Source organism: Ruegeria atlantica (assembly GCF_013032505.1).
Taxonomy (GTDB): Bacteria; Pseudomonadota; Alphaproteobacteria; order Rhodobacterales; family Rhodobacteraceae; genus Ruegeria; species Ruegeria atlantica_F.
The window spans coordinates 1430585-1450255 of record NZ_WQCG01000001.1; the positions used below are offsets into that span (position 1 = coordinate 1430585).

The 19671-nt window shown below is 56.7% G+C and carries 18 protein-coding genes and 2 tRNA genes; 14 read left to right on the forward strand and 6 right to left on the reverse strand.

Annotated features, from left to right (window positions below):
- Together GOW92_RS07045 and GOW92_RS07050 are read left to right on the forward strand one after the other, a co-directional pair.
- Nucleotides 1-975: an alpha/beta fold hydrolase gene (locus tag GOW92_RS07045; protein WP_170559183.1), complete on the forward strand. Its 975-nt coding sequence runs from the start codon at nt 1-3 to the stop codon at nt 973-975.
- Nucleotides 976-1056: 81 nt separating this feature from the next.
- Nucleotides 1057-1133: transfer RNA gene (locus tag GOW92_RS07050), tRNA-Met, on the forward strand.
- A gap of 854 nt (nt 1134-1987) precedes the next feature.
- On the opposite strand, the gene GOW92_RS07055 is transcribed toward GOW92_RS07050, so the two are convergent.
- The gene (locus GOW92_RS07055) at nt 1988-2857 is read right to left on the reverse strand and encodes a LysR family transcriptional regulator (protein WP_170559185.1); all 870 of its coding nucleotides are present in this window, start codon (nt 2855-2857) and stop codon (nt 1988-1990) included.
- A gap of 97 nt (nt 2858-2954) precedes the next feature.
- Between GOW92_RS07055 and glyA the strand changes: the two genes are divergently transcribed.
- Entirely contained in the window at nt 2955-4262 is a 1308-nt protein-coding gene (gene glyA, locus GOW92_RS07060; RefSeq protein ID WP_170559187.1) for a serine hydroxymethyltransferase, read from the forward strand.
- 134 nt (nt 4263-4396) lie between these two features.
- On the opposite strand, the gene GOW92_RS07065 is transcribed toward glyA, so the two are convergent.
- Nucleotides 4397-4945 (reverse strand): ZrgA family zinc uptake protein, encoded by a 549-nt coding sequence (locus tag GOW92_RS07065; RefSeq protein ID WP_170559189.1) that lies wholly within the window; start codon nt 4943-4945, stop codon nt 4397-4399.
- A gap of 211 nt (nt 4946-5156) precedes the next feature.
- On the opposite strand from GOW92_RS07065, the gene GOW92_RS07070 reads away from it, so the two are divergent.
- The 10 genes from GOW92_RS07070 (at nt 5157) to speB (ending at nt 16258) form a co-directional block, all read left to right on the forward strand.
- Complete coding sequence (locus GOW92_RS07070; RefSeq protein ID WP_170559191.1) at nt 5157-6425, forward strand: imelysin family protein; 1269 nt, start codon at nt 5157-5159, stop codon at nt 6423-6425.
- Between the two features lie 141 nt (nt 6426-6566).
- Entirely contained in the window at nt 6567-6860 is a 294-nt protein-coding gene (locus tag GOW92_RS07075) for a (2Fe-2S)-binding protein (RefSeq protein WP_170559192.1), read from the forward strand.
- A complete protein-coding gene (bfr, locus tag GOW92_RS07080; RefSeq protein WP_170559194.1) occupies nt 6808-7293 on the forward strand; it encodes a bacterioferritin in 486 nt (161 codons plus the stop codon). Before GOW92_RS07075 ends, bfr begins: the two co-directional genes overlap by 53 nt.
- On the forward strand, nt 7253-8800 hold the full coding sequence (locus GOW92_RS07085) for a di-heme oxidoreductase family protein (RefSeq protein ID WP_170559196.1): 1548 nt from the start codon (nt 7253-7255) through the stop codon (nt 8798-8800). The genes bfr and GOW92_RS07085 overlap by 41 nt, the downstream gene beginning before the upstream one ends.
- A 3-nt stretch (nt 8801-8803) precedes the next feature.
- The gene (locus GOW92_RS07090) at nt 8804-9814 is read left to right on the forward strand and encodes an imelysin family protein (protein ID WP_170559198.1); all 1011 of its coding nucleotides are present in this window, start codon (nt 8804-8806) and stop codon (nt 9812-9814) included.
- Between the two features lie 3 nt (nt 9815-9817).
- Nucleotides 9818-10903, forward strand: a complete 1086-nt coding sequence (locus GOW92_RS07095; protein WP_170559200.1) for a DUF1513 domain-containing protein — start codon at nt 9818-9820, stop codon at nt 10901-10903.
- Between the two features lie 101 nt (nt 10904-11004).
- Nucleotides 11005-12894 (forward strand): biosynthetic arginine decarboxylase, encoded by a 1890-nt coding sequence (gene speA / locus GOW92_RS07100; RefSeq protein WP_170559202.1) that lies wholly within the window; start codon nt 11005-11007, stop codon nt 12892-12894.
- A 22-nt stretch (nt 12895-12916) separates the two neighbouring features.
- Complete coding sequence (locus GOW92_RS07105) at nt 12917-14140, forward strand: saccharopine dehydrogenase family protein (RefSeq protein WP_170559204.1); 1224 nt, start codon at nt 12917-12919, stop codon at nt 14138-14140.
- 109 nt (nt 14141-14249) lie between these two features.
- On the forward strand, nt 14250-15419 hold the full coding sequence (gene nspC / locus GOW92_RS07110) for a carboxynorspermidine decarboxylase (protein WP_170559206.1): 1170 nt from the start codon (nt 14250-14252) through the stop codon (nt 15417-15419).
- The gene (gene speB / locus GOW92_RS07115; protein WP_170559208.1) at nt 15416-16258 is read left to right on the forward strand and encodes an agmatinase; all 843 of its coding nucleotides are present in this window, start codon (nt 15416-15418) and stop codon (nt 16256-16258) included. The genes nspC and speB overlap by 4 nt, the downstream gene beginning before the upstream one ends.
- Here the strand turns inward: speB and GOW92_RS07120 are convergent.
- Nucleotides 16255-16845: an HD domain-containing protein gene (locus tag GOW92_RS07120; RefSeq protein ID WP_170559210.1), complete on the reverse strand. Its 591-nt coding sequence runs from the start codon at nt 16843-16845 to the stop codon at nt 16255-16257. The two genes, speB and GOW92_RS07120, sit on opposite strands and share 4 nt — an antisense overlap.
- A gap of 100 nt (nt 16846-16945) precedes the next feature.
- On the opposite strand from GOW92_RS07120, the gene GOW92_RS07125 reads away from it, so the two are divergent.
- The gene (locus GOW92_RS07125) at nt 16946-17776 is read left to right on the forward strand and encodes a LysR family transcriptional regulator (RefSeq protein WP_170559212.1); all 831 of its coding nucleotides are present in this window, start codon (nt 16946-16948) and stop codon (nt 17774-17776) included.
- On the opposite strand, the gene lptF is transcribed toward GOW92_RS07125, so the two are convergent.
- The 3 genes from lptF to GOW92_RS07140 all read right to left on the reverse strand — a co-directional run bounded on the left by lptF (nt 17773) and on the right by GOW92_RS07140 (nt 19627).
- Complete coding sequence (lptF, locus tag GOW92_RS07130) at nt 17773-18912, reverse strand: LPS export ABC transporter permease LptF (RefSeq protein ID WP_170559214.1); 1140 nt, start codon at nt 18910-18912, stop codon at nt 17773-17775. The genes GOW92_RS07125 and lptF overlap by 4 nt on opposite strands.
- 183 nt (nt 18913-19095) lie before the next feature.
- Nucleotides 19096-19263: a hypothetical protein gene (locus tag GOW92_RS07135; RefSeq protein WP_170559216.1), complete on the reverse strand. Its 168-nt coding sequence runs from the start codon at nt 19261-19263 to the stop codon at nt 19096-19098.
- 288 nt (nt 19264-19551) lie between these two features.
- Nucleotides 19552-19627: transfer RNA gene (locus GOW92_RS07140), tRNA-Trp, on the reverse strand.
- Nucleotides 19628-19671: the final 44 nt, after the last annotated feature.

A 19671-nucleotide genomic window follows, 5' to 3' on the forward strand; every position in this document is an offset into this window, starting at 1 on the left:
ATGACCACAATTCTAGTTATCGCCCTTCTGGTAGGCATCTTCTTTGTCGGCATGAACCTGTGGACCCGAAGACTTACCCAACAAGGGTTAGAGCGCGTACCGCAACTTGGACAGATTGTTCCAGTCCGGGGCGGAACCATTCATTTCGTTGAAAAGGGCGACCCAACCAAACAGACAATTGTCATGATCCACGGGCTTGCAGGGCAACTGCAGCATTTCACCTATGCCCTGATGGATTTGCTGGCAGATGACTACCACGTCATCGCAGTCGACCGCCCTGGCTGCGGATATTCGACCCGCGACGGTGCAGATCTTGGACGCCTGCCCGAACAGGCCCGAATGATTCAGGAGTTTCTGGATGCAAAAGGCATATCAAACGCCGTTCTGGTCGGTCACTCACTGGGTGGGGCCGTTTCGCTGGCTATGGCGCTGCAACACCCCGAGAAAACCAGGGCGCTCGCCTTGCTTGCCCCTTTGACGCAAAAGCTGCCCGCAACGCCGCAAGTTTTCAAACCACTGGAAATACGCACTGAGTGGTTGCGCAACTTTATCGGCAATACGATCGCCGTTCCTATATCCGCTAAGACCGCCCCGCACACGTTGGGGGCCGTTTTTGATCCGGAACCTGCGCCGGATGACTTTCTAGACCGCGCCGGCGGCGCGCTGGGGTTGCGGCCTTCGGCTTTCATAACGGCATCGCAGGACGTCGTCGGCGTGGATGAAAGCATCGAAAAACAGGTAAGCCGCTATACCGATTTGTCCGTACCCGGAGGCATTCTTTACGGGTCACGGGACGCCATTCTTTCACCTGCCGCCAACGGTGCCCCCATGATGCAGTTTGGACTGAGTGACGAACAAATCGAGGGTCTGGGCCATATGATCCTCATCACCGCACCCGACGCCTGCGCAGCGTTCATTCGCAGAATTGCGGATACCACTGAGGTCAGCGCGCAACCGGGAATCCAAGCCGATTGAACGGGCCAAAAATAATCGTCATTGAGCGGTGTTTCCCCCTTGACCCTTCCCGGTCCCTCGCTTAAATCGCCTCTCACTCATGGCGGAGTAGCTCAGTTGGTTAGAGCAGCGGAATCATAATCCGCGTGTCGGGGGTTCAAGTCCCTCCTCCGCTACCATCCCCCACTTCAGATTTTTTGGATCGAGACGAAGGTGTTTCTGCATCGATGATCCTCGACCGAAGAGGCCTCGTTTCCCACAAGGGAAACAGTGTTATCAGAAACGAAGGATCTGATGTCGTCCAGAGCGTTGGTACCTGGTATCACCAATGGATTGACTACCGCGCTCACAAACCTGGACGCAGACCAGCGTCGGCTTTCGGGCGAATTTGCAGAGTTGTCAGGACAATTTGGGTGGGCGTGGCCGCCAGTTAAGACCGTTTCAACCGCGCCATCCCTGCAACCGGCAGAGATGGGTCGGCATGTACGACCCGAATAGCGTTTGTCGGACAGGTATTGCCATCAAGGCACGTACCGTCATCAGAGAGTTCGAACAAGGATTGAACTGAACGCGAGCAACCTTGCCGATTGCGGTACCATTGAAGATCACCGTCCCGCTCGGCATCCAAGCCTAGGCCGGATGGGTCACAACCCAAGCCCGGGAGGATGGAACAGATGTGTTCTGATCATCGACGACATCCACGCCGTGGTCGCCTCACTTCGCGAGTAAGGCGCACCCTTTCGCACCGAAATCACTGCGGGTCCCGGGGGCATGCAAATCCTCTGCGAAGATCCATAAGGTAATGTTGTGGAGCTTTTTCAGCCAAGCTAATCACCATCAATTGGAAACTGGAACCAACGCGTTTGGGCTAATTGCCGTGGTCATAAGTTAGATCAAATTCGTAAATCGGTTTGGCGCCACTAATATCGACTCTGCCGGCCTTTATTCCGAAGTCCAAACATCTTTCCGAAGCCGCGCTCACAAAGCTCAGCTTCGTTTCGTAGTGGAAAAGCACCCACGGTTTCTCGCGCTGCTAGTCTTCCCGCATGAGCGCGACAACCTCATCAAGTTCCGCGCGTCGCCTTGACGGGTGCGGAAGGTTTATCACCAGCGCCCGACCTGTTTCGCAGGCTTGTGCAGACATGCGCACCAATTGTCCGGATTTGAGTACGGGCGCGATCAGGCATCCATGTGCCATCAAGGCACCTGCCCCGGATTTGGCTTCTTCGACCGCAAGGCCATAAAGCGAATACTTCGGCCCCTTGGTGGGGTCGCTGACATATGCCCCTGTCGCATTGGACCACCGTTGCCAGTCATCCTGCCATGTCTGATCGTGCAGCAACGGAACAGATTCAAGGTCAAAATTGCCGGCCAATTCCGGCGCGCAAACCGGGAAAATCAGGTCCTTCTCAACGACTACCTGATTGGCCGACCCGTCGGGTTCGTCAATGAATACCGAAAGGTCGAATAGTTCGCGCGACAATCGAGGCGGTGTTTCCATGGCAGTTACCGAGAACTTCATATTCGGCCGATTTTTTCGGATCCGCCCCAAGCGGGTCGGTAGCCACAATTGCGCGACCGAGGGTAACGCCGCGATGTGAATCTCGACGCTTGGGCTCAGATTCCGCAGTTTCCGCGTTGCAGCCGCAAGCTGATCAAAAGCCATAGTGAATTCTCCAGCCAGTTCTCGCCCGGCCGCAGTCAGTTCAACCCCTTGCGCATTTCGCCGGAATAGCGGCACATCAGACCAGGCTTCAACCGTCTTGATATGCTGAGAAATCGCGCCGGGAGTGACGCTCAGCTCTTCAGCGGCTGCTACGAAACTGCCCAGTCTTGCCGCCGCTTCGAAGGCGCGGAGAGCATTGAGTGGTGGCCCTTTCGGGCGTCTTGGAAGAACAGCCATCAGCACAGACTCAGTTTTTCTACGCCAAGAAATAGCAATTCTGATTTGCGATGTCGCCCCGATTGTTCAATCTGGTGACAAGCAGGAGGTCACAGATATGACAATCACACCCCGAAACTGGGTCCCAGATCAGTGCGAAACCCGTGTTCAGAAAATTGCCGCCAAGACTTCTAAGACTGCGTCGGATGAATTGATCAAACGGATCGACGATCTCGCGGGAAGAAACCGCGAAATCCACGAACAAGAGTGTTTCAACCTCAACCCGGCAACAAATGTGATGAATCCAAGGGCCGAGGCTCTGTTGTCGTCTGGCATCGGGTCCCGACCATCGCTGGGCTATCCCGGCGACAAATACGAGATGGGGCTGGAAGCTATTGAAGAGATTGAAGTGATTGCCGCCGAGCTTTGCGCCGAGATCTTTGAAGCCAAATTCGCCGAAATCAGGGTGCCGTCAGGCGCGATTGCCAACCTCTATGGGTTTATGGCGACCTGCAAGCCGGGCGATACGATCATCGCACCGCCAGCCTCGATTGGTGGGCACGTGACTCATCACCTTGGGGGATGTGCCGGGTTGTTTGGACTACGCACGATTGACGCGCCAACGGATGGTGACGGCTATACGGTCGATCTGGATCGGCTACGGGCATTGGCTTTGAAAGAACGACCCAAGCTGATCACCATTGGCGGCAGCCTCAATCTGTTCGAACATCCCGTAAAGGAAGTCCGGCAGATTGCCGACGAAATCGGGGCCAAGGTCATGTTTGACGCCGCCCACCAATGCGGGATCATAGCAGGCAAAGCGTGGCGAAATCCGTTGGCCGAGGGCGCGCATTTCATGACGATGAGTACGTATAAAAGCCTGGGCGGACCTGCCGGAGGTTTGATCGTCTCAAATGACGCTGAAATTACGCAAAAGCTGGACGCGATCGCCTTTCCGGGTATGACGGCAAACTTCGACGCGGCCAAATCTGCAGCGCTGGCTGTTTCGATGCTGGACTGGCGCGACTTCGGCAAACAGTACGCGACAGAAATGATCGCGATGGCGCAAGCGCTTGCAGAACGGTTGGACGCCCACGGCGTTCCCATCTTTGCCGGACGGGAAGGGTTTACAAACTCACACCAATTCGCTGTGTTGGCAGAACCTTATGGTGGCGGGCAAACGGCGTCCAAAACATTGCGTCGTGCCGGGTTTCTTGCTTGTGGAATTGGCCTGCCCGCGCCCGATGTTGAGGGGGACATGAACGGTCTCCGGATCGGGACGCCTGAGCTGGTTCGATGGGGAATGACGTCGAAGGACACTGACCGTTTGGCGGCTCTGATCACCTCTGGATTGGCAGGCGCGGATATCGCCGCCGAGGTCGCTGAGTGGCGGAGGAGTTTTTCCGAACTGCATTTCGTGCATTAATTGCACAGTCGGTGCCGTCCCTGGCCTGCTTGCCTGCAGCCAGGGACGGCCGTCGCTGTTACCAGCCTCGCATTTTATACCATTGGCAATGCAAGCGGGCTCAGGCCGGTCCAAATGATCCAAGATTAGGCGCGTCACATATCCAAATTTGGCTGGCTACGGGTTACTTCATGTGCCCGGGTCTCTCCGGATCTGGTCACCCGTAAAACCAGCTTCTTCGCGTTTTCAAACCGTTCGAAATATGCAAAGCGAATATTTTCCAGCGCGGAAACATCCTCACACTGGATAAGGTAGTCCGCCAGAAAGTCGCTATGTTGGTCTTGCTCAGCAGCCTCGTCGGTTTTGTCTTGCCCCAAACCCTCGCCCGTCAGGGTTACATTGGCCGACGCGGTAAAGCACCCGGCCTCTTCCGGCAGCACAAACAAGCTTAAAGGCTTGGAAAGATCTGAGACCGCAACCGCCACTTGCGCACGATCGTCATCGGTTTCAGCCGAGCCTTCAAATCCTATGACATCAGCGGCGGGCACGGTGAGCGATAAAGAAAATGACTGATCGGAAAACGCAATATCCACATATCCCGTACCATGTTCATGGGCAGCGCTTTCCGCCTGCGACAGAACAACCGCAGGGGTAAATATCAAAGCAACGGCTGCACATTTAGCAAACAAGGCACCACCCAACATAGAATCACCCAGTCCATTCTAATCTGATTAAGACCCCGTGCAATCGCGGCATCGGATCGCCGACCCCGCTATTTCTGGGGATGGGGTGCGGCATTTATTTCCGACAATAAAACTCAGGTTGACTTAGTTTACTAATTCACTCAGTTTTTAGCGCATGCGCGCCGCTGAGGCGGCGCTTGTGAGTTATTTCTGACAGGGAAGTGTCACCTCTATGACCAGATTTTTTGCCGCCACCAGCGTCTTGACCCTTGGGATCGCGACTTCAGCATTTGCAGATGCCCCCGCGAAGGTGGATGTTCTGAACACCTACGCAAACATCGCCGAAGCCAAATATGACGACAGCCTGATCGCCGCGAAGTCGCTGCAGGCCGCCGTAAATGCGCTGATCGCTGATCCGTCGGACGCCACGCTGAACGCCGCCCGCACCGCATGGATTGCTGCACGTGTTCCTTACCAGCAGACCGAAGTCTACCGTTTCGGCAATGCAATCGTCGACGACTGGGAAGGTAAAGTTAATGCATGGCCGCTGGATGAAGGCCTGATCGACTATGTGGACGCAGCCTATGGCGGCCCAACCGACGAAAACGAGTTCGCCGCACTCAACGTCATCGCCAACCCGTCATTCGAGCTGTCCGGCAATACAATTGACGCAAGCGAGATAACCCCGGAACTGCTGGGCGAGACCCTGCACGAAGCCGATGGGATCGAAGCGAACGTTGCCACAGGCTATCACGCTATCGAATTCCTGCTGTGGGGTCAGGACCTGAACGGTCACGGCACAGGCGCAGGCAACCGCCCCTACACCGACTATGTTCAGGGTGACGACTGCACCGGCGGCAATTGTGACCGTCGTGCCCAGTACCTGAGCGCGGCAACCGACTTGCTGGTCAGCGATCTGGAATGGATGGCAGCACAGTGGGCTGAAGGCGGCGAAGCACGCGCAGCACTGACGGCCGACGAAACCGCTGGCGTGAGCGCCATTCTGACCGGCATGGGTTCGCTGTCCTACGGCGAGCAGGCCGGTGAACGTATGCGCTTGGGCCTGATGCTGAACGACCCCGAAGAAGAGCATGATTGCTTCTCGGACAACACCCACAACAGCCATTACTACGATGGTTTGGGGGTTCAGAACGTCTATCTGGGCAGCTACACCCGCATTGACGGCACCCCGGTTTCCGGCGCATCGCTGTCGGATCTGGTTGTCGCCAACGATCCATCCCTGGACGCGGAGATGAAGGTGAAACTGGCCAACACCATGCAGGCCCTTGGACGTCTGAAATCGACCGCGGAAGCCGGTTTTGCCTATGACCAGATGCTGGAACGCGGCAACGAAGGCGGCGAAGTGCTGATCATGGGTGGTGTAAACGGGCTGGTCGATCAGACCAAGACGATCGAGCGCGTTGTGACTGCTCTGGAACTCGACCAGATCGAGTTCGAGGGTTCGGACAGCCTTGATAACCCTGACGCGGTCTTCCAGTAACTCGCAAGGCCCACACCAACGCGGAGGCGGCAGTATCACGCCGCCTCCAACACTTGTGAGGAACCTTTCGCGCGCTTCCTCTGGACGTTCTTGAAGTAACTTACTAATAAAGTAAGAAATACAACTCAGAGCCTGATTGCTATGATCGTATGCCACTGCACAAACATCTCGGATCACGATATCCGCGCGGCTATTGATTGGATGCGCACGTCTGATCCTTACGCGGTCATTACACCTGGTAAAATCTACCATGCCCTTGGAAAGTCAGCAGATTGTGGCGGGTGCATGCCACTTTTCCTAGACTCGATGCGTTCCAGCGATAAGTTGGAAGTGCCAATGCAGCTTCGCGCACTTCGCAGCGAGGCAACACAGGAGAATGCAGATGAAGGGCGACCCCAAGGTCATAGAATATCTAAACAAATCACTGCGGCATGAGCTAACGGCAGTCAGCCAATATTGGCTACACTACCGTCTGCAGGAGGATTGGGGCCTTGTTCACATGGCCAAGAAAAGCCGCGAAGAGTCCATCGAGGAAATGGAGCACGCGGACAAGCTGATCGAGCGAATCATTTTCTTGGGCGGCCACCCGAATCTTCAACAACTTGACCCATTGCGCATCGGCCAGACTCCGAAAGAGACACTGGAATGCGATCTGGCAGCAGAGGTCGATGCCCGGGCCTTGTACAAGGAAGCACGCGAATACTGTCAGAGCGCTGGCGACTACGTCACTATGTCTCTGTTTGAAGGATTGCTGGCGGATGAGGAAGGGCATATCGATTTCCTCGAAACGCAGCTCGACCTGCACGAAAGGATTGGCGAAGCCAATTATGCGCACCTTAACGCATCGAAAATGGACGAAGGCGAGTAAGCTTGCCCTTTTGGCGGTGGCCGCCCTTGCGGCCACCCAATCCCTGTCGGCAGAGCTGCGGGATCTTCATCTCAACTACCTTCCCAGAACTGAAGACGAACAAGCAAGGATTGCGCGCGTAACAAATGCACCTGACGATTTCAGTGTGCCACAGCGTTTTGAAGAGTTGTCCGCAGGTGCTGCGACTGTCCGAGCGCGTACCGACGCAGATGCTTTTTCGCAGCCCTCTGGCAACCTGAGTTTCGAGCAGGAGCTCGACTTCAAAGTCGGTAACGGCCTGTTCAAGAAGATCTGGGTGTCTTCCCCGTCTTCCACGCTGGCCTCAGATGGGTTGGGGCCGCTTTATAACGCAAGATCCTGTCAACGCTGTCACATCAAAGACGGGCGCGGACATACGCCCAACGGCCCCGATGACAACGCAATTTCGATGTTCCTGCGTGTGTCTATCCCTGGAACTCCCGAGGACGGATACGCAGAGATCGAAAACTACATCGCCACCCTTCCCGAACCGAATTACGGCGGGCAAATGCAGGATCTGGCCCTTCCCGGCCACCCAGCAGAATACCGGTTGGATATCACTTACGATGACGTTCCCGTCACTATGTCGGATGGGGAAACCGTCACTTTGCGGCGTCCTACCTACAAAGCTGCCGATCTGGGTTATGGCCCTTTGCACCCTGACGCGATGATCAGCCCCCGCGTGGCTCCGCAGATGATCGGCCTGGGCTTGCTCGAGGCGATCCCGGTAGAAGACCTGCTGGCGAATGCGGACCCGGAAGATGAGGACGGCGACGGAATATCCGGCCGGCCTAACATCGTATGGGCAATTGAATATGGCGCGCCGATGATGGGCCGGTTTGGTCATAAGGCGGGCATGCCGACAATAATGGAGCAATCCGCCGCAGCCTTTGCCGGTGATATCGGCATTTCCAGCCCCCTCTATCCGGCTGCGCACGGCGATTGCACTGCGACGCAGGCGGAATGCGTAAACGCTCCACATGGCGATGGCGACGACCGGAACTTTGAAATTGACCAGGTCGGCATGGATCTGGTCGCCTTCTATAGCCGCAATCTGGGTGTACCGGCCCGCCGCGATACGGACGATCCTCAGGTATTGCGCGGCAAACAGGTGTTCCACGACACCGGGTGTGCATCGTGCCACACGCCCTCATTCGTGACGCATCGTATGGAAGACCGTCCCGAGCATAGCTTCCAGTTGATCTGGCCCTATTCGGACCTGCTGCTGCACGACATGGGCGAAGCGCTTGCCGATAACCGTCCCGAGGCCCGCGCCACGGGTCGTGAATGGCGGACACCACCACTTTGGGGGATCGGCCTGACCCAACAGGTGTCAGGCCATACGCAGTTTCTACATGATGGGCGGGCGCAATCGTTGCTCGAGGCGATCCTGTGGCACGGCGGTGAGGCGCAGACAGCGCGTGACACGGTCGTCGGGATGCCAAAGCCTGACCGCGATGCCCTTATCCGTTTTCTGGAAAGCCTTTGACCCATGCGCGCCTTCGTACTTGCTCTTTCCCTGACAATGCCTCTGGGCGCCAACGCACAAGATCGTGGGCCGATCCTGTCCGACGCCATCGAGGCTCATATCCTACCCGGCTATTCCGCCCTGTCAGATTCCACCAATGCTTTGGCTGATGCTGCGCGGGCGAATTGTGACCCGAACTCGACCCCGCTTCGCAATGCATACAACGACGCGTTTGACGATTGGATTTCGGTTGGTCATCTGCGCTTTGGCCCATCCGAAGCCGAGGACCGCGCTTTTGCGTTGGCGTTTTGGCCCGATACCAAGGGATTCACCCCTAAAGCCCTGTCCGGCCTGATTTCTACCGAGGATACCGCCATTCAATCCCCGGATGCCTTTGCGGAAACCTCCGTGGCCGGACGCGGTTTTTTCGCGCTGGAACTGATGCTCTACGATCCACGGTTCACCGATCTGGGCGGCGCCGAGTATCGCTGCGCGCTAATGCAGGCCATAACCGCAGACATCAACCGCAATGCCGCGGCAATTGATGCAGACTGGGCGGACTACGCACGCGCATTGGCAAGCCCGGGTGAGAACAGTCCATACCGGACTGAAGACGAAGCCATGCAAGAGCTTTACAAGGCCCTGACGACTGGTCTGGAATTCACCGCTGAAACCCGCCTTGGTCGCCCAATGGGAAGTTTCGATCGCCCCCGCCCCAAACGCGCCGAAGCGCGGCGTTCAGAACGTTCGTTGCGCCATGTGGAGTTGTCTTTGATCGCCCTGCGTGACCTTGCCGCGCGTCTAGCGGCAGATCACCCGGACATCGCCGCCGATCTGGATGACGCATTCGCCGCCGCCATCGATCGGGCGCAGTCGCTGGACGATCCGGCGTTTGCCGGGGTGGCAACCCCACAGGGAAGACTCCGCGTTGAGGCGCTGCAACAATCCATCAACGATATCCGCGCCATTGCCTCGACCGAGCTTGGCCCCACACTGGGCATCAATGCCGGGTTCAACTCGCTGGACGGGGATTGAACCGTGACAAATCGTCGAAGCTTTCTCGCTGGGTTGGCTGCTGCCAGCCTTGCGCCCTTGCGTGGATGGTCCGCTGTCGGCGCACCGGATTATCTGGCCGCCGCACTGTTCCCGGATGGGACTTTTCGGCTGGCCGGGTTGGATACGGGCGGCGACATCCTGTTTTCTCTGCCGTTGCCCGCGCGCGGGCACGCGGCGGCGGCGCATCCCCACCACGCGCAGGCGGTGGCCTTTGCACGCCGTCCGGGAACATTTGCAATCATCATCGACTGCGCGACCGGCACACAGACCGCTGTGTTAGAAGCCCCGAAAAGCCGCCATTTCTATGGGCATGGCGTGTTCTCAACAGATGGAACGCGGCTGTTCACCACCGAAAACGATTTTGAGACCGTTCAGGGCGTGATTGGTGTCTGGAACACGGATGACTACACACGAATTGGCGAGTTCGCTTCGGGCGGTGTCGGTCCCCACGATATGCGTCTGATGCCAGATGGGCGCACATTGGTTGTGGCAAATGGCGGGATCGAAACCCATCCAGAAACAGGAAGAACCAAACTCAACCTGCCTGTGATGCAACCGCGCCTGACCTATCTTGACCAATATGGCGGGGCTCTTGAGCAGGTGGAACTGCCACAAGAGCTGCACAAAAACTCGATCCGCCATCTGGCCGTGCGACCTGATGGTTTGATTGGGTTCGCGATGCAATGGCAGGGCGATACATCGCAACACCCTCCCCTCTTGGGTTTGCATCGCCGTGGCGAAAAGCCCCTGCTACTCAGCGCGCCCGACGGTGACCAAAGTACGTTGCAGGGATATGCGGGCAGCATCGCCTTTTCCGGTGCAGGCGAAACAGTCGCCATCACCTGTCCCCGCGGCAATGCCGTGCACCGTTTTCGGGTCGCGGATGGACAGCTTGATGGCGTCTTCCTGCACGAGGATGTTTGCGGCCTTGGCACCGCATCAAACGGGTTTGTGTTCACAACCGGGACTGGTGTCATCGGGCAATTGTCCACAAACAAAGCCCAAATATCCAACCGGGCTGATTGCCAATGGGACAACCACCTGATCCCAATTCGCACAGCTGCATGAACTCGGAAAATTCCGCCCCATAGATTACACTTGGAAGAATCATATAGCTGCCGTATTGGCGGGCGCGAAACTGGCACCCTGACTTACAAGGACTGACTTGATTGAAACACACGCCCGACGCACCGCATTCCATCTACGGAGTTGAGAAATGGGGCAAAGATCTCATTGAGGTGACGGAGCAGGGCGAAATCGGTCTGCGCAATCCCATGGCACCCGACGCTGAAGCGATCAGCTTACCGGGTATTCTCAGTGATCTGGATGAACGCGGCATCAAAGCGCCGATGATCCTGCGCGTCAGTTCGTATCTGGAACACGAGATTTCCCATATCAACGAAAGCTTTCGCGATGCGATCGCACGTACTGGCTACAAAGGCACCTATCGCGGTGTCTTCCCGATAAAGGTGAACCAGCAGGCGCAAGTCGTCGACCGGATCGTCGAGTTCGGCAAAAAGTACAACTACGGGCTCGAGGCCGGATCGAAACCCGAACTGGTGGTCGCGCTGGCGCACCGTCTCGCCCCTGAGGCGTTGATTGTCTGCAACGGCGTCAAGGATGCCGAGTTCATCCAACTGGCCATCCTTAGCCGCAAGATCGGCTTCAACACCGTCATCGTTCTGGAAAGCCCGAAAGAGGCTGACACAGTGATCCAGGTCTACAACGAGCTGGGCATCGAACCCCTGATCGGCGTGCGGGTCAAACTGACGAACCAGATCAGTGGCAAGTGGGAAGAAAGCTCGGGCGACCGGTCCGCCTTTGGTATGAACACCGACCAGTTGGTCGCCACAGTGGACAAACTGAAGGGCGCGGGCCTGTTGCATTGTCTGAAGCTTCAGCATTCGCATCTGGGCTCTCAGGTGCAGGACGTCAACGATGTGCGTCGCGCGGTGGGCGAGGCCTGCCGGTACTACACCGAGTTGACCCGCGAGGGCGTGCCGCTGACCCATCTGGACCTCGGCGGCGGCATGGGCGTGGACTACACGGGTGAGAAGAAGGCCGCCGAGAACTCGATCAACTACACGGTCGAGGAATATTGCGCCAACGTGGTCGAAACTGTGGCCTATGCCATGGACGAGGCCGAAGTGGATCACCCTACGCTGGTCACCGAAAGCGGCCGTGCCGTGGTGGCAACCTCATCGATGCTGGTGTTCAACGTGCTGGAAAGCACTTTGTATGACGCACCCAACGGACCAAAGGTCGAAGCGGACGATCACCATCTGGTCTCAGATCTTGCGGCGATCAACGGCTATCTCAGCAGCGACCGCCTGCAGGAATGCTGGAACGACGCGAATTTCTATCGCAATGAGCTGCGCGCGCTGTTCCGCCGCGGCTATGTCGATCTGCGTCAGATGGCGCGGGCCGAGCGAATTTACCTGTCGCTGATGGCCCGCCTCAAGACGCTGGCCGCAAGCGATGATCTGGATACGGATGTGGATGATCAGCTCGAGAAAGTGGCCGATATCTATCACTGCAACTTCTCACTGTTCCAGTCACTGCCTGATGTCTGGGCGATCGACCAGCTACACCCGATCGTGCCCCTGCAGGGCCTGAACCAAACGCCTGATCGTCGCGCGGTGCTGTCCGACATCACTTGCGACAGCGACGGGAAGATTGATCGGTTCATTCTGGCCGACGGTGTCTCGCCCAGTCTGCCCGTGCACTCACTACCCGAAGATCAGGAATACCTCATGGGTGTTTTCTTTGTCGGGGCCTATCAGGAAACGCTGGGCGATCTGCACAACCTGTTCGGCGATACCAACGTCGTCACCATTGACCTGCGCACAGATGGCGGCTTTGACTTGCTACACGAGCAGGAGGGCGACACGATCAGCCAGGTCCTGTCCTATGTGGAATTCGACCCTCACGACTGTGTTGCCGCCTTCCGCAAAATGGTGGACGAAGCGATCTCGACCGGTACTCTGAAAGCCAGCGAACGCAAAACCCTGATGAGCGCCTATCGCGACTCGATCAACGGCTACACCTATTACGAATAACCCCAGAGAGGAGATGACCCCCATGGGAACTTTGAGTGGCAAAACACTGGTTGTCGGCGCGGGCGGCGTATCCCACGCAGCCGTACACAAGATGGCGATGAATTCGGATATTTTCACCGAAATCACCCTGGCCAGCCGCACCAAATCTAAATGCGATGCCATCGCCAAAGCGGTGAAAGAGCGTGTGGGCGTTGATATCGCGACCGCTGAGCTGGACGCCTACAAGGTCGAAGACACGGTCAAGCTGATCAAGGAGACCGGCGCCGAGTTGCTGGTGAACCTCGCCCTGCCCTATCAGGATCTGGTGCTGATGGACGCCTGTCTTGAGGCTGGGATCCACTACCTCGACACTGCAAACTACGAACCCGAGGATGAGGCGAAGTTTGAATACCACTGGCAGTGGGCCTATCAGGAACGCTTCAAAGAAGCTGGCCTGACCGCCATCCTCGGCTCGGGCTTCGATCCGGGCGTTACATCCGTCTTCGCGAAATGGTTGAAAAAGCACAAGCTGGACACCATCCGCCAAATCGACGTGCTGGACGCAAATGGCGGGTCCAACGACCAAGAATTTGCCACCAACTTCAATCCCGAAATCAACCTGCGTGAAGTGCTGGCCGAAGTGCGTCACTGGGAAAACGGCGAGTGGAAACATTCCCCTGCCATGACCCATAAGGTCGAGTTCGACTTCCCCGCCATTGGCCAGAAAAACATGTACCTGATGTATCACGAGGAACTGGAGTCGCTCTCGACCCACTTCCCCGAGATCGAACGCGCCCGCTTTTGGATGACCTTCGGCGACGCCTACATCACACACGCCAAAGTTTTGGAAAATGTTGGCATGACCCGCATCGACCCGGTAATGCATGACGGCAAGGAAATCATCCCGATCCAGTTCCTGAAAACCCTGCTGCCCGATCCTGGCGATCTGGGTGCAGAGACCAAGGGCAAGGCTTGCATCGGCGACATCGCCACAGGTCAAGCCAAGGATGGCTCGGGCGAGAAGACCTATTACATCTACAACATCTGCGATCACGAAGAATGTTACGCAGAGGTCGGATCACAAGCGGTCAGCTACACCACCGGTGTCCCCGCCATGATCGGTGCAGCGCAGGTGCTGAAAGGCAACTGGAACGAACCAGGCGTGTGGAACATGGAACAGCTCGACCCGGATGACTTCATGGACATGCTGAACGAGCACGGCCTGCCGTGGCAGGTCCACGAACTCGACGGCCCGGTCGAGTTCTGAGCCTTAGCCCGGCGGCAACGCCGGGCAGCGCCCGACCGCCCCTATGGGCGGGCGCTTCGCACCCACCCGCGGCAGGGCACTGCCCTCCGCACTGTTCGGAGATCAAACCGTGTCGGAAATGATGACCACACAGGCGGGCGACGCCGGCGCCTTCCGCGCGTTCGACCTTAGCCGCGTGCCAACCCCTTGCTTCGTGGTCGACGAAAAGGCCGTGGAACGGAATCTGGCCATCCTGTCCGAAATCGGCAGCCAATCCGGCGCGCATGTGCTCAGCGCGCTCAAAGCATTCTCGATGTTCGCGTTGTCCCCACTGGTGCGCCAACACCTTGGTGGCACATGCGCATCGGGTATCTATGAGGCGCGTTTGGGTCGCGAAGAATACGGTGGTGAAGTCGCAACCTTCTGTGCGGGTTACAAGGATTCCGATATCGACGAAATCCTGTCCCTCTCCGACCACATCATTTTCAATTCTCCGGCGCAAAAGGACCGTTTCCTCGCCAAGGCCCGAGCCGCAGGCGTTCAGGTTGGCCTTCGCATCAACCCGGAGCATTCCGAAGGTGAGATTCCCAAATACGACCCTTGCGCGCCCTGCTCTCGCCTTGGAACACCAGTCAGTCAACTGTCCGCCGAAACCATGACTGGCGTAGACGGGCTGCATATGCACACGCTGTGCGAACAGGGTTTCGAACCATTGCAGCGTACATGGTCTGCTGTGGAATCGAGACTCAAACCGTTCCTCGGTCAGCTCAAATGGCTGAACTTCGGCGGCGGTCACCACATCACCCGTGATGACTATGACCGCGAAGGGCTGGTGGCGTTTATCAAAAACATTCGCGAAACGTACAACATCGACGTCTATATCGAACCCGGTGAGGCCGTGGCGCTGGATGCGGGCATCCTGATCGGTGAAGTCCTCGACCTGCCTACCAACGGCATGGACCTTGCGATTACAGATATCTCGGCCACCTGCCATATGCCCGACGTGATCGAAGCCCCCTACCGCCCTGCCCTGATGAACGAGGCAGAAACAGGCCACACCTATAGATTAGGTGGCCCCTCCTGCCTGGCGGGCGATGTGATCGGCGATTACACATGGGATCGACCACTGGCAATCGGCCAGCGCTTTGCCTTCCTCGATCAGGCGCACTATTCGATGGTCAAGACCAACACGTTCAACGGTGTTCCTCTGCCGACCATCGCCTTGTGGAACAGCGAGACAGACGAACTGAAGATCATCAAGCAGTTCGGCTATGAAGACTTTAAGGACCGACTCTCATGAGCATTTTCCTCGACAGTGAACTGACCGCATCCGAGCGCTCTGAGGACGCACGCTTTCGCGTGATTCCGGTGCCGTTGGAACGCACGGTTTCTTATGGCTCGGGTACTGCCAAAGGTCCCGACGCCATAATTGAGGCCAGCAATGAACTGGAGCGTATTACCGGTCATTCAGAGCCTTGTGTCGAAGGCATCTTCACCGAAGAGCCCGTGGACTGTGACGCGTCGCTGTCCGAAATCATGGAACGCCTTGCCCAGCGCACCGAGGCTGCGATCCGCACGGGCAAAGTGCCGGTCACATTGGGCGGGGAGCATTCACTTAGCTACGGTGCGGTGATGGGCGTGGCGCGCGCCCTTAACCAACCGATTGGTATCGTTCAAGTCGACGCTCATGCAGACCTGCGCAATGCATATCAGGGCGAGAAGCATTCCCACGCTTCCGTGATGCACTTGTTGGCCGAGGAAGGTGTCCGGCTGGCTCAGTTTGGCGTCCGCGCGTACTCAACCGAAGAGGCCCAAAGCCGCCTTAAGAACCACGTCTTCCACGTAGATGCAGAGGAACTGGTCACGGGCAATATCCACGCCGTCGATTTGCCCGAGGACTTCCCCGAACTGGTCTATGTCAGTTTCGATGTGGACGGCCTGGACCCATCGCAAATGCCCGCCACCGGCACACCAGTTCCAGGCGGATTGGGGTATTATCAGGCTCTGCGACTTGTCGAGCACGCCTTGAAGGGCAGAAAATGTGTGGGCTTCGACGTGGTGGAACTGGCCCCGGACGGCAATGCCGCCTGGGACTTTACCGCCGCGCAGATCGTCTACCGTCTGATGGCGGCCTGTTAGCTTTCTGACGTTTCGTTCAGCTCCATATGCCCTTCGCCCTTGTTCAGGACACGGCGCAACATAGGCTCAAAAAACTCCAGCGGTTTAGTCGGATAGTCCGGATCAAAAGCCTTCTGATCGTATTCATGACAGAAATACCGGCAGTCCTCCCAATAGGGGCTGTCGCGATACTTGTCGCGGGCGTTGCGGTCCCCGCCAAGATGGTGGTTGTAGTAATAGCCCTGAAACACGCAATGATGTTTCAAAATCCAATAGGTCTTTTCGCTGACATACGGCTTCATCATCGCTGCTGACAGTTCACCATGGTTGTACGGTGACAGGATATCCCCGGTGTCGTGGATCAGGGCGGCGACCACAATTTCCTCGTCCGCGCCATCTTCATGGGCTCGCGTCGCGGCCTGAAGGCTGTGCTGGTATCGGTTCACCGGGTAAGGCGTCCATGCCTCGTCCAACGAACGGATCGCATCCAGAATACGGTCAGGAAGGGCCGCGTTATAAGCCTCTTCATACTCCATGACCGCATCCCAATCGGCTTTGGTTGCCTCTTCAAAACTGGTCCAGGTGGGTTTGTGGCTTTTGTCCAGCATGGTATTTCCTCTGGCTGATCTGCTGTCGTCAGCATAGTCGAGGTCAGTCGTCCAAAAAAATGAATTGATTTTATCATTGTGATGAAAAAATACTTTCATCATGCAGATCAAAGCCATTGAGACATTTCTATGCGTGGCGGACACCGGTGGGTTCCATGCCGCTGCACGGCAACTCAACGTCACTCAGACTGCGGTTAGCGCCCGGATCAAGCTGATCGAAGAGGAAACCGGAAAGCCCCTGTTTACGCGTGGTGCAGGTGGCACCAACCTGACAGAGTTCGGGCGACAGTTTCGCCCCTATGCCGAGCAGATGTTGTCGTTATGGTCGTTCGCTTCGCACGAATTGCCGGGCCAGACACCACACCGCGCGGCTTTGCGCCTTGGCGCGCAGCTCAGCATTTGGGATCCGTTGCTGGTTGATCTGGCCGTTCGCTATGAGCAACGGCACGGACAATTGTTACTGACTCTGAACTACGATCACGACCTTAACATGGTCGACGCCGTTGCGACGCATGTGCTGGATGCGGCACTGACCCACGAAAAGCCGTCCGATCGGCGCGTTCTGTACCAGGAACTGGCGCCCGAGCGTTTGCTCTTGGTCGAAACGCCCGACGCGGCCGAAGATGCCGTTTTCGTAAATCTCGAATTGGGCGAAGTCTATCAGGACCACGTGCGTTCGGCAGCGCGCAAAGCGTCGGGACAGACGCTCTTTTTAGGAAATTGCATGATGGGTTTGCGGTATGTTTTTAAGCGCGGCGGTACGGGTTACTTTCCGGAATACGTAATTCGGGATCAGTTGAACGACGGCACTGTGGTATCGGTTGCCGAAGCAATGGATCTGATGTTGCCGCTGTATCTGGTGACCAGACGAGATAGCGAGGCGTTTGACGACGTGATGGCCTGCCTGACTGAATTGCGTGAAACGGGTTAAGCCTGAGACAAGGAGCCATTCGCCCCGCGTGATCGGGCTCGAATTAGCGGTCGCCCGGCGATCAGCAGGAAAACGCAAGAGATCAGAACACCGATGGCGGCCGGAATATAGAGTAAAATCCACAGTTTCGGATCTTCAATCACGACAGGCGAGACAAAGCCCCGGACACCTTCCAACAGGATCAAAATCGTGAAGGCCCCAAATATCTGAGGCCATAGCCCAAAGCGCGAAAAGCTGCCCAACATCAGCGTTGAAAACCCAGCCATTGCCACAGCAATACAGATGGCAATCCACGAGAAGCGCTGATGTAGTTCTTCGATCAGTTCCCCTTCCGAGAAATACTCATTCGCCAGAATCCCATCACGACCCTGCATTAGTTCGATCGTTGGGATCGCCTCAAGAGTCCGCATTGCATTTGTGTCCGAATTTGTCAGCTCGGAAATGTCATATGATGCATCCGCAAAAAGCGTTGAAGACAGCGCTCTGCTCTCAGGGTTCAAACGCAGTGCAATCCCGTCCACCATCACCAGGTGAATGCCGGTGCCATTGTTGACCAGATAGGCCGTTTTACTTGAGTAGCTGACCGGGTTCTCTTCATCCCGGCGATCCGAGACAAAAACCTCGGACAGCGTCCCGTCAAGATCGATTTCCCCGATGTAGACCGTCACGCCTTGCGCAGGGTGCAGAAATTCACCCTCATTCAATAGCTGTGCGGTAACATCCCCGGCGACCTCAGCTTGACGTTGGTCTAACCGATCCACTGATGCCGGACGCAGGAAAACACTGATCGCGGCCATCATCAGACCGGTCAGGATGCCGAATACGAACACTGCACGCGCTAATCTCCAGGGGCTGGTTCCGGTGGCCAGCATCACCGTCATCTCGCTTTCGCGACTCAGGCGGTTGGTGGCATAGACGGCCGCGGCAAACACCGCCATTGGCATCACCGTGCGGATCAAAGTCGGTAAGGTCAGTGCGGTGAATTCCAGAAACACCATCGCGGGTTGTCCACCGCTGATCACGCGATCAAACAGGCTGACGGAACGGGTAATCCAGAACACCCCCACCAATACCAGAGTGAAAAAGCCGAACAGAATCAGCAGTTGCCGCAGGAAGTAACCATCAAAGCGCGACATGAACCCTCTTCCGCCTGTCTGTTGTGGGCAGGACCATATGCCATTCTACTGGCGTAGGAAACCGGGATTGACCCTTTGACAGCAGGCCGCGGGAGGAACGATGTCAGGACAAAGTAAGATTGCAGACTTCACCCCCCCAAAAACAAGGCGAGTAAAGATCAAAACTCTTTACTTCTGAATTATTTAGAAGATCACGTAGTGATGGACACCGGTTACGACAACGACAGAGGCGGCAATGACTACGACAGACGCATAGTCGGTTAGTTTGAACTTGCGCTTCTTAGGATGCATCGTCCATTCGGCCCACTTCTTTTGGTCTTCCGTCAGTCCCGAACCTTCACCATACGCCATCACTACTACCTCAAACTTGACATCGCTAAGCCGACAAACTTTCGCCAGTATTTTGACACAAACCGAATAAATCAAGTAAAAACACTGTGTTCTTATCGGGTTAACCTTACGGCAGGCTCGGCGCCTGGGCTCTGAAAACCTTTCGCAGACATCCAACCTCTCGAAAATCCTCGCTCGTCTGACCATAGCGATCCGATAATTGTCCATGAAGCGGCCTGCAGTTGTGCGCCACGACGAACAAGAGCAATCCACAAGGCTTGCACCGATTCCAGATTTTCATTGGAAGAATGGCAGGGGCAGCAGGGTTCGAACCCGCGACCTACGGTTTTGGAGACCGTCGCTCTACCAACTGAGCTATACCCCTAAGGTGCGCATCAGATATGCCAGCCGCGCAGCGGACTCAAGAGG

Excerpts from the sequence above, each read along its gene's own strand:
- GOW92_RS07105 (WP_170559204.1), top strand. The coding sequence starts at position 12,917 with ATGGGAACTTTGAGTGGCAAAACACTGGTTGTCGGCGCGGGCGGCGTA.
- GOW92_RS07125 (WP_170559212.1), top strand. The coding sequence starts at position 16,946 with ATGCAGATCAAAGCCATTGAGACATTTCTATGCGTGGCGGACACCGGT.
- glyA (WP_170559187.1), top strand. The coding sequence starts at position 2,955 with ATGACAATCACACCCCGAAACTGGGTCCCAGATCAGTGCGAAACCCGT.
- GOW92_RS07045 (WP_170559183.1), top strand. The coding sequence starts at position 1 with ATGACCACAATTCTAGTTATCGCCCTTCTGGTAGGCATCTTCTTTGTC.
- GOW92_RS07070 (WP_170559191.1), top strand. The coding sequence starts at position 5,157 with ATGACCAGATTTTTTGCCGCCACCAGCGTCTTGACCCTTGGGATCGCG.
- GOW92_RS07120 (WP_170559210.1), bottom strand. The coding sequence starts at position 16,845 with ATGCTGGACAAAAGCCACAAACCCACCTGGACCAGTTTTGAAGAGGCA.
- GOW92_RS07075 (WP_170559192.1), top strand. The coding sequence starts at position 6,567 with ATGATCGTATGCCACTGCACAAACATCTCGGATCACGATATCCGCGCG.
- GOW92_RS07055 (WP_170559185.1), bottom strand. The coding sequence starts at position 2,857 with ATGGCTGTTCTTCCAAGACGCCCGAAAGGGCCACCACTCAATGCTCTC.
- speB (WP_170559208.1), top strand. The coding sequence starts at position 15,416 with ATGAGCATTTTCCTCGACAGTGAACTGACCGCATCCGAGCGCTCTGAG.
- GOW92_RS07135 (WP_170559216.1), bottom strand. The coding sequence starts at position 19,263 with ATGGCGTATGGTGAAGGTTCGGGACTGACGGAAGACCAAAAGAAGTGG.
- lptF (WP_170559214.1), bottom strand. The coding sequence starts at position 18,912 with ATGTCGCGCTTTGATGGTTACTTCCTGCGGCAACTGCTGATTCTGTTC.
- bfr (WP_170559194.1), top strand. The coding sequence starts at position 6,808 with ATGAAGGGCGACCCCAAGGTCATAGAATATCTAAACAAATCACTGCGG.
- GOW92_RS07090 (WP_170559198.1), top strand. The coding sequence starts at position 8,804 with ATGCGCGCCTTCGTACTTGCTCTTTCCCTGACAATGCCTCTGGGCGCC.
- GOW92_RS07085 (WP_170559196.1), top strand. The coding sequence starts at position 7,253 with ATGCGCACCTTAACGCATCGAAAATGGACGAAGGCGAGTAAGCTTGCC.
- GOW92_RS07065 (WP_170559189.1), bottom strand. The coding sequence starts at position 4,945 with ATGTTGGGTGGTGCCTTGTTTGCTAAATGTGCAGCCGTTGCTTTGATA.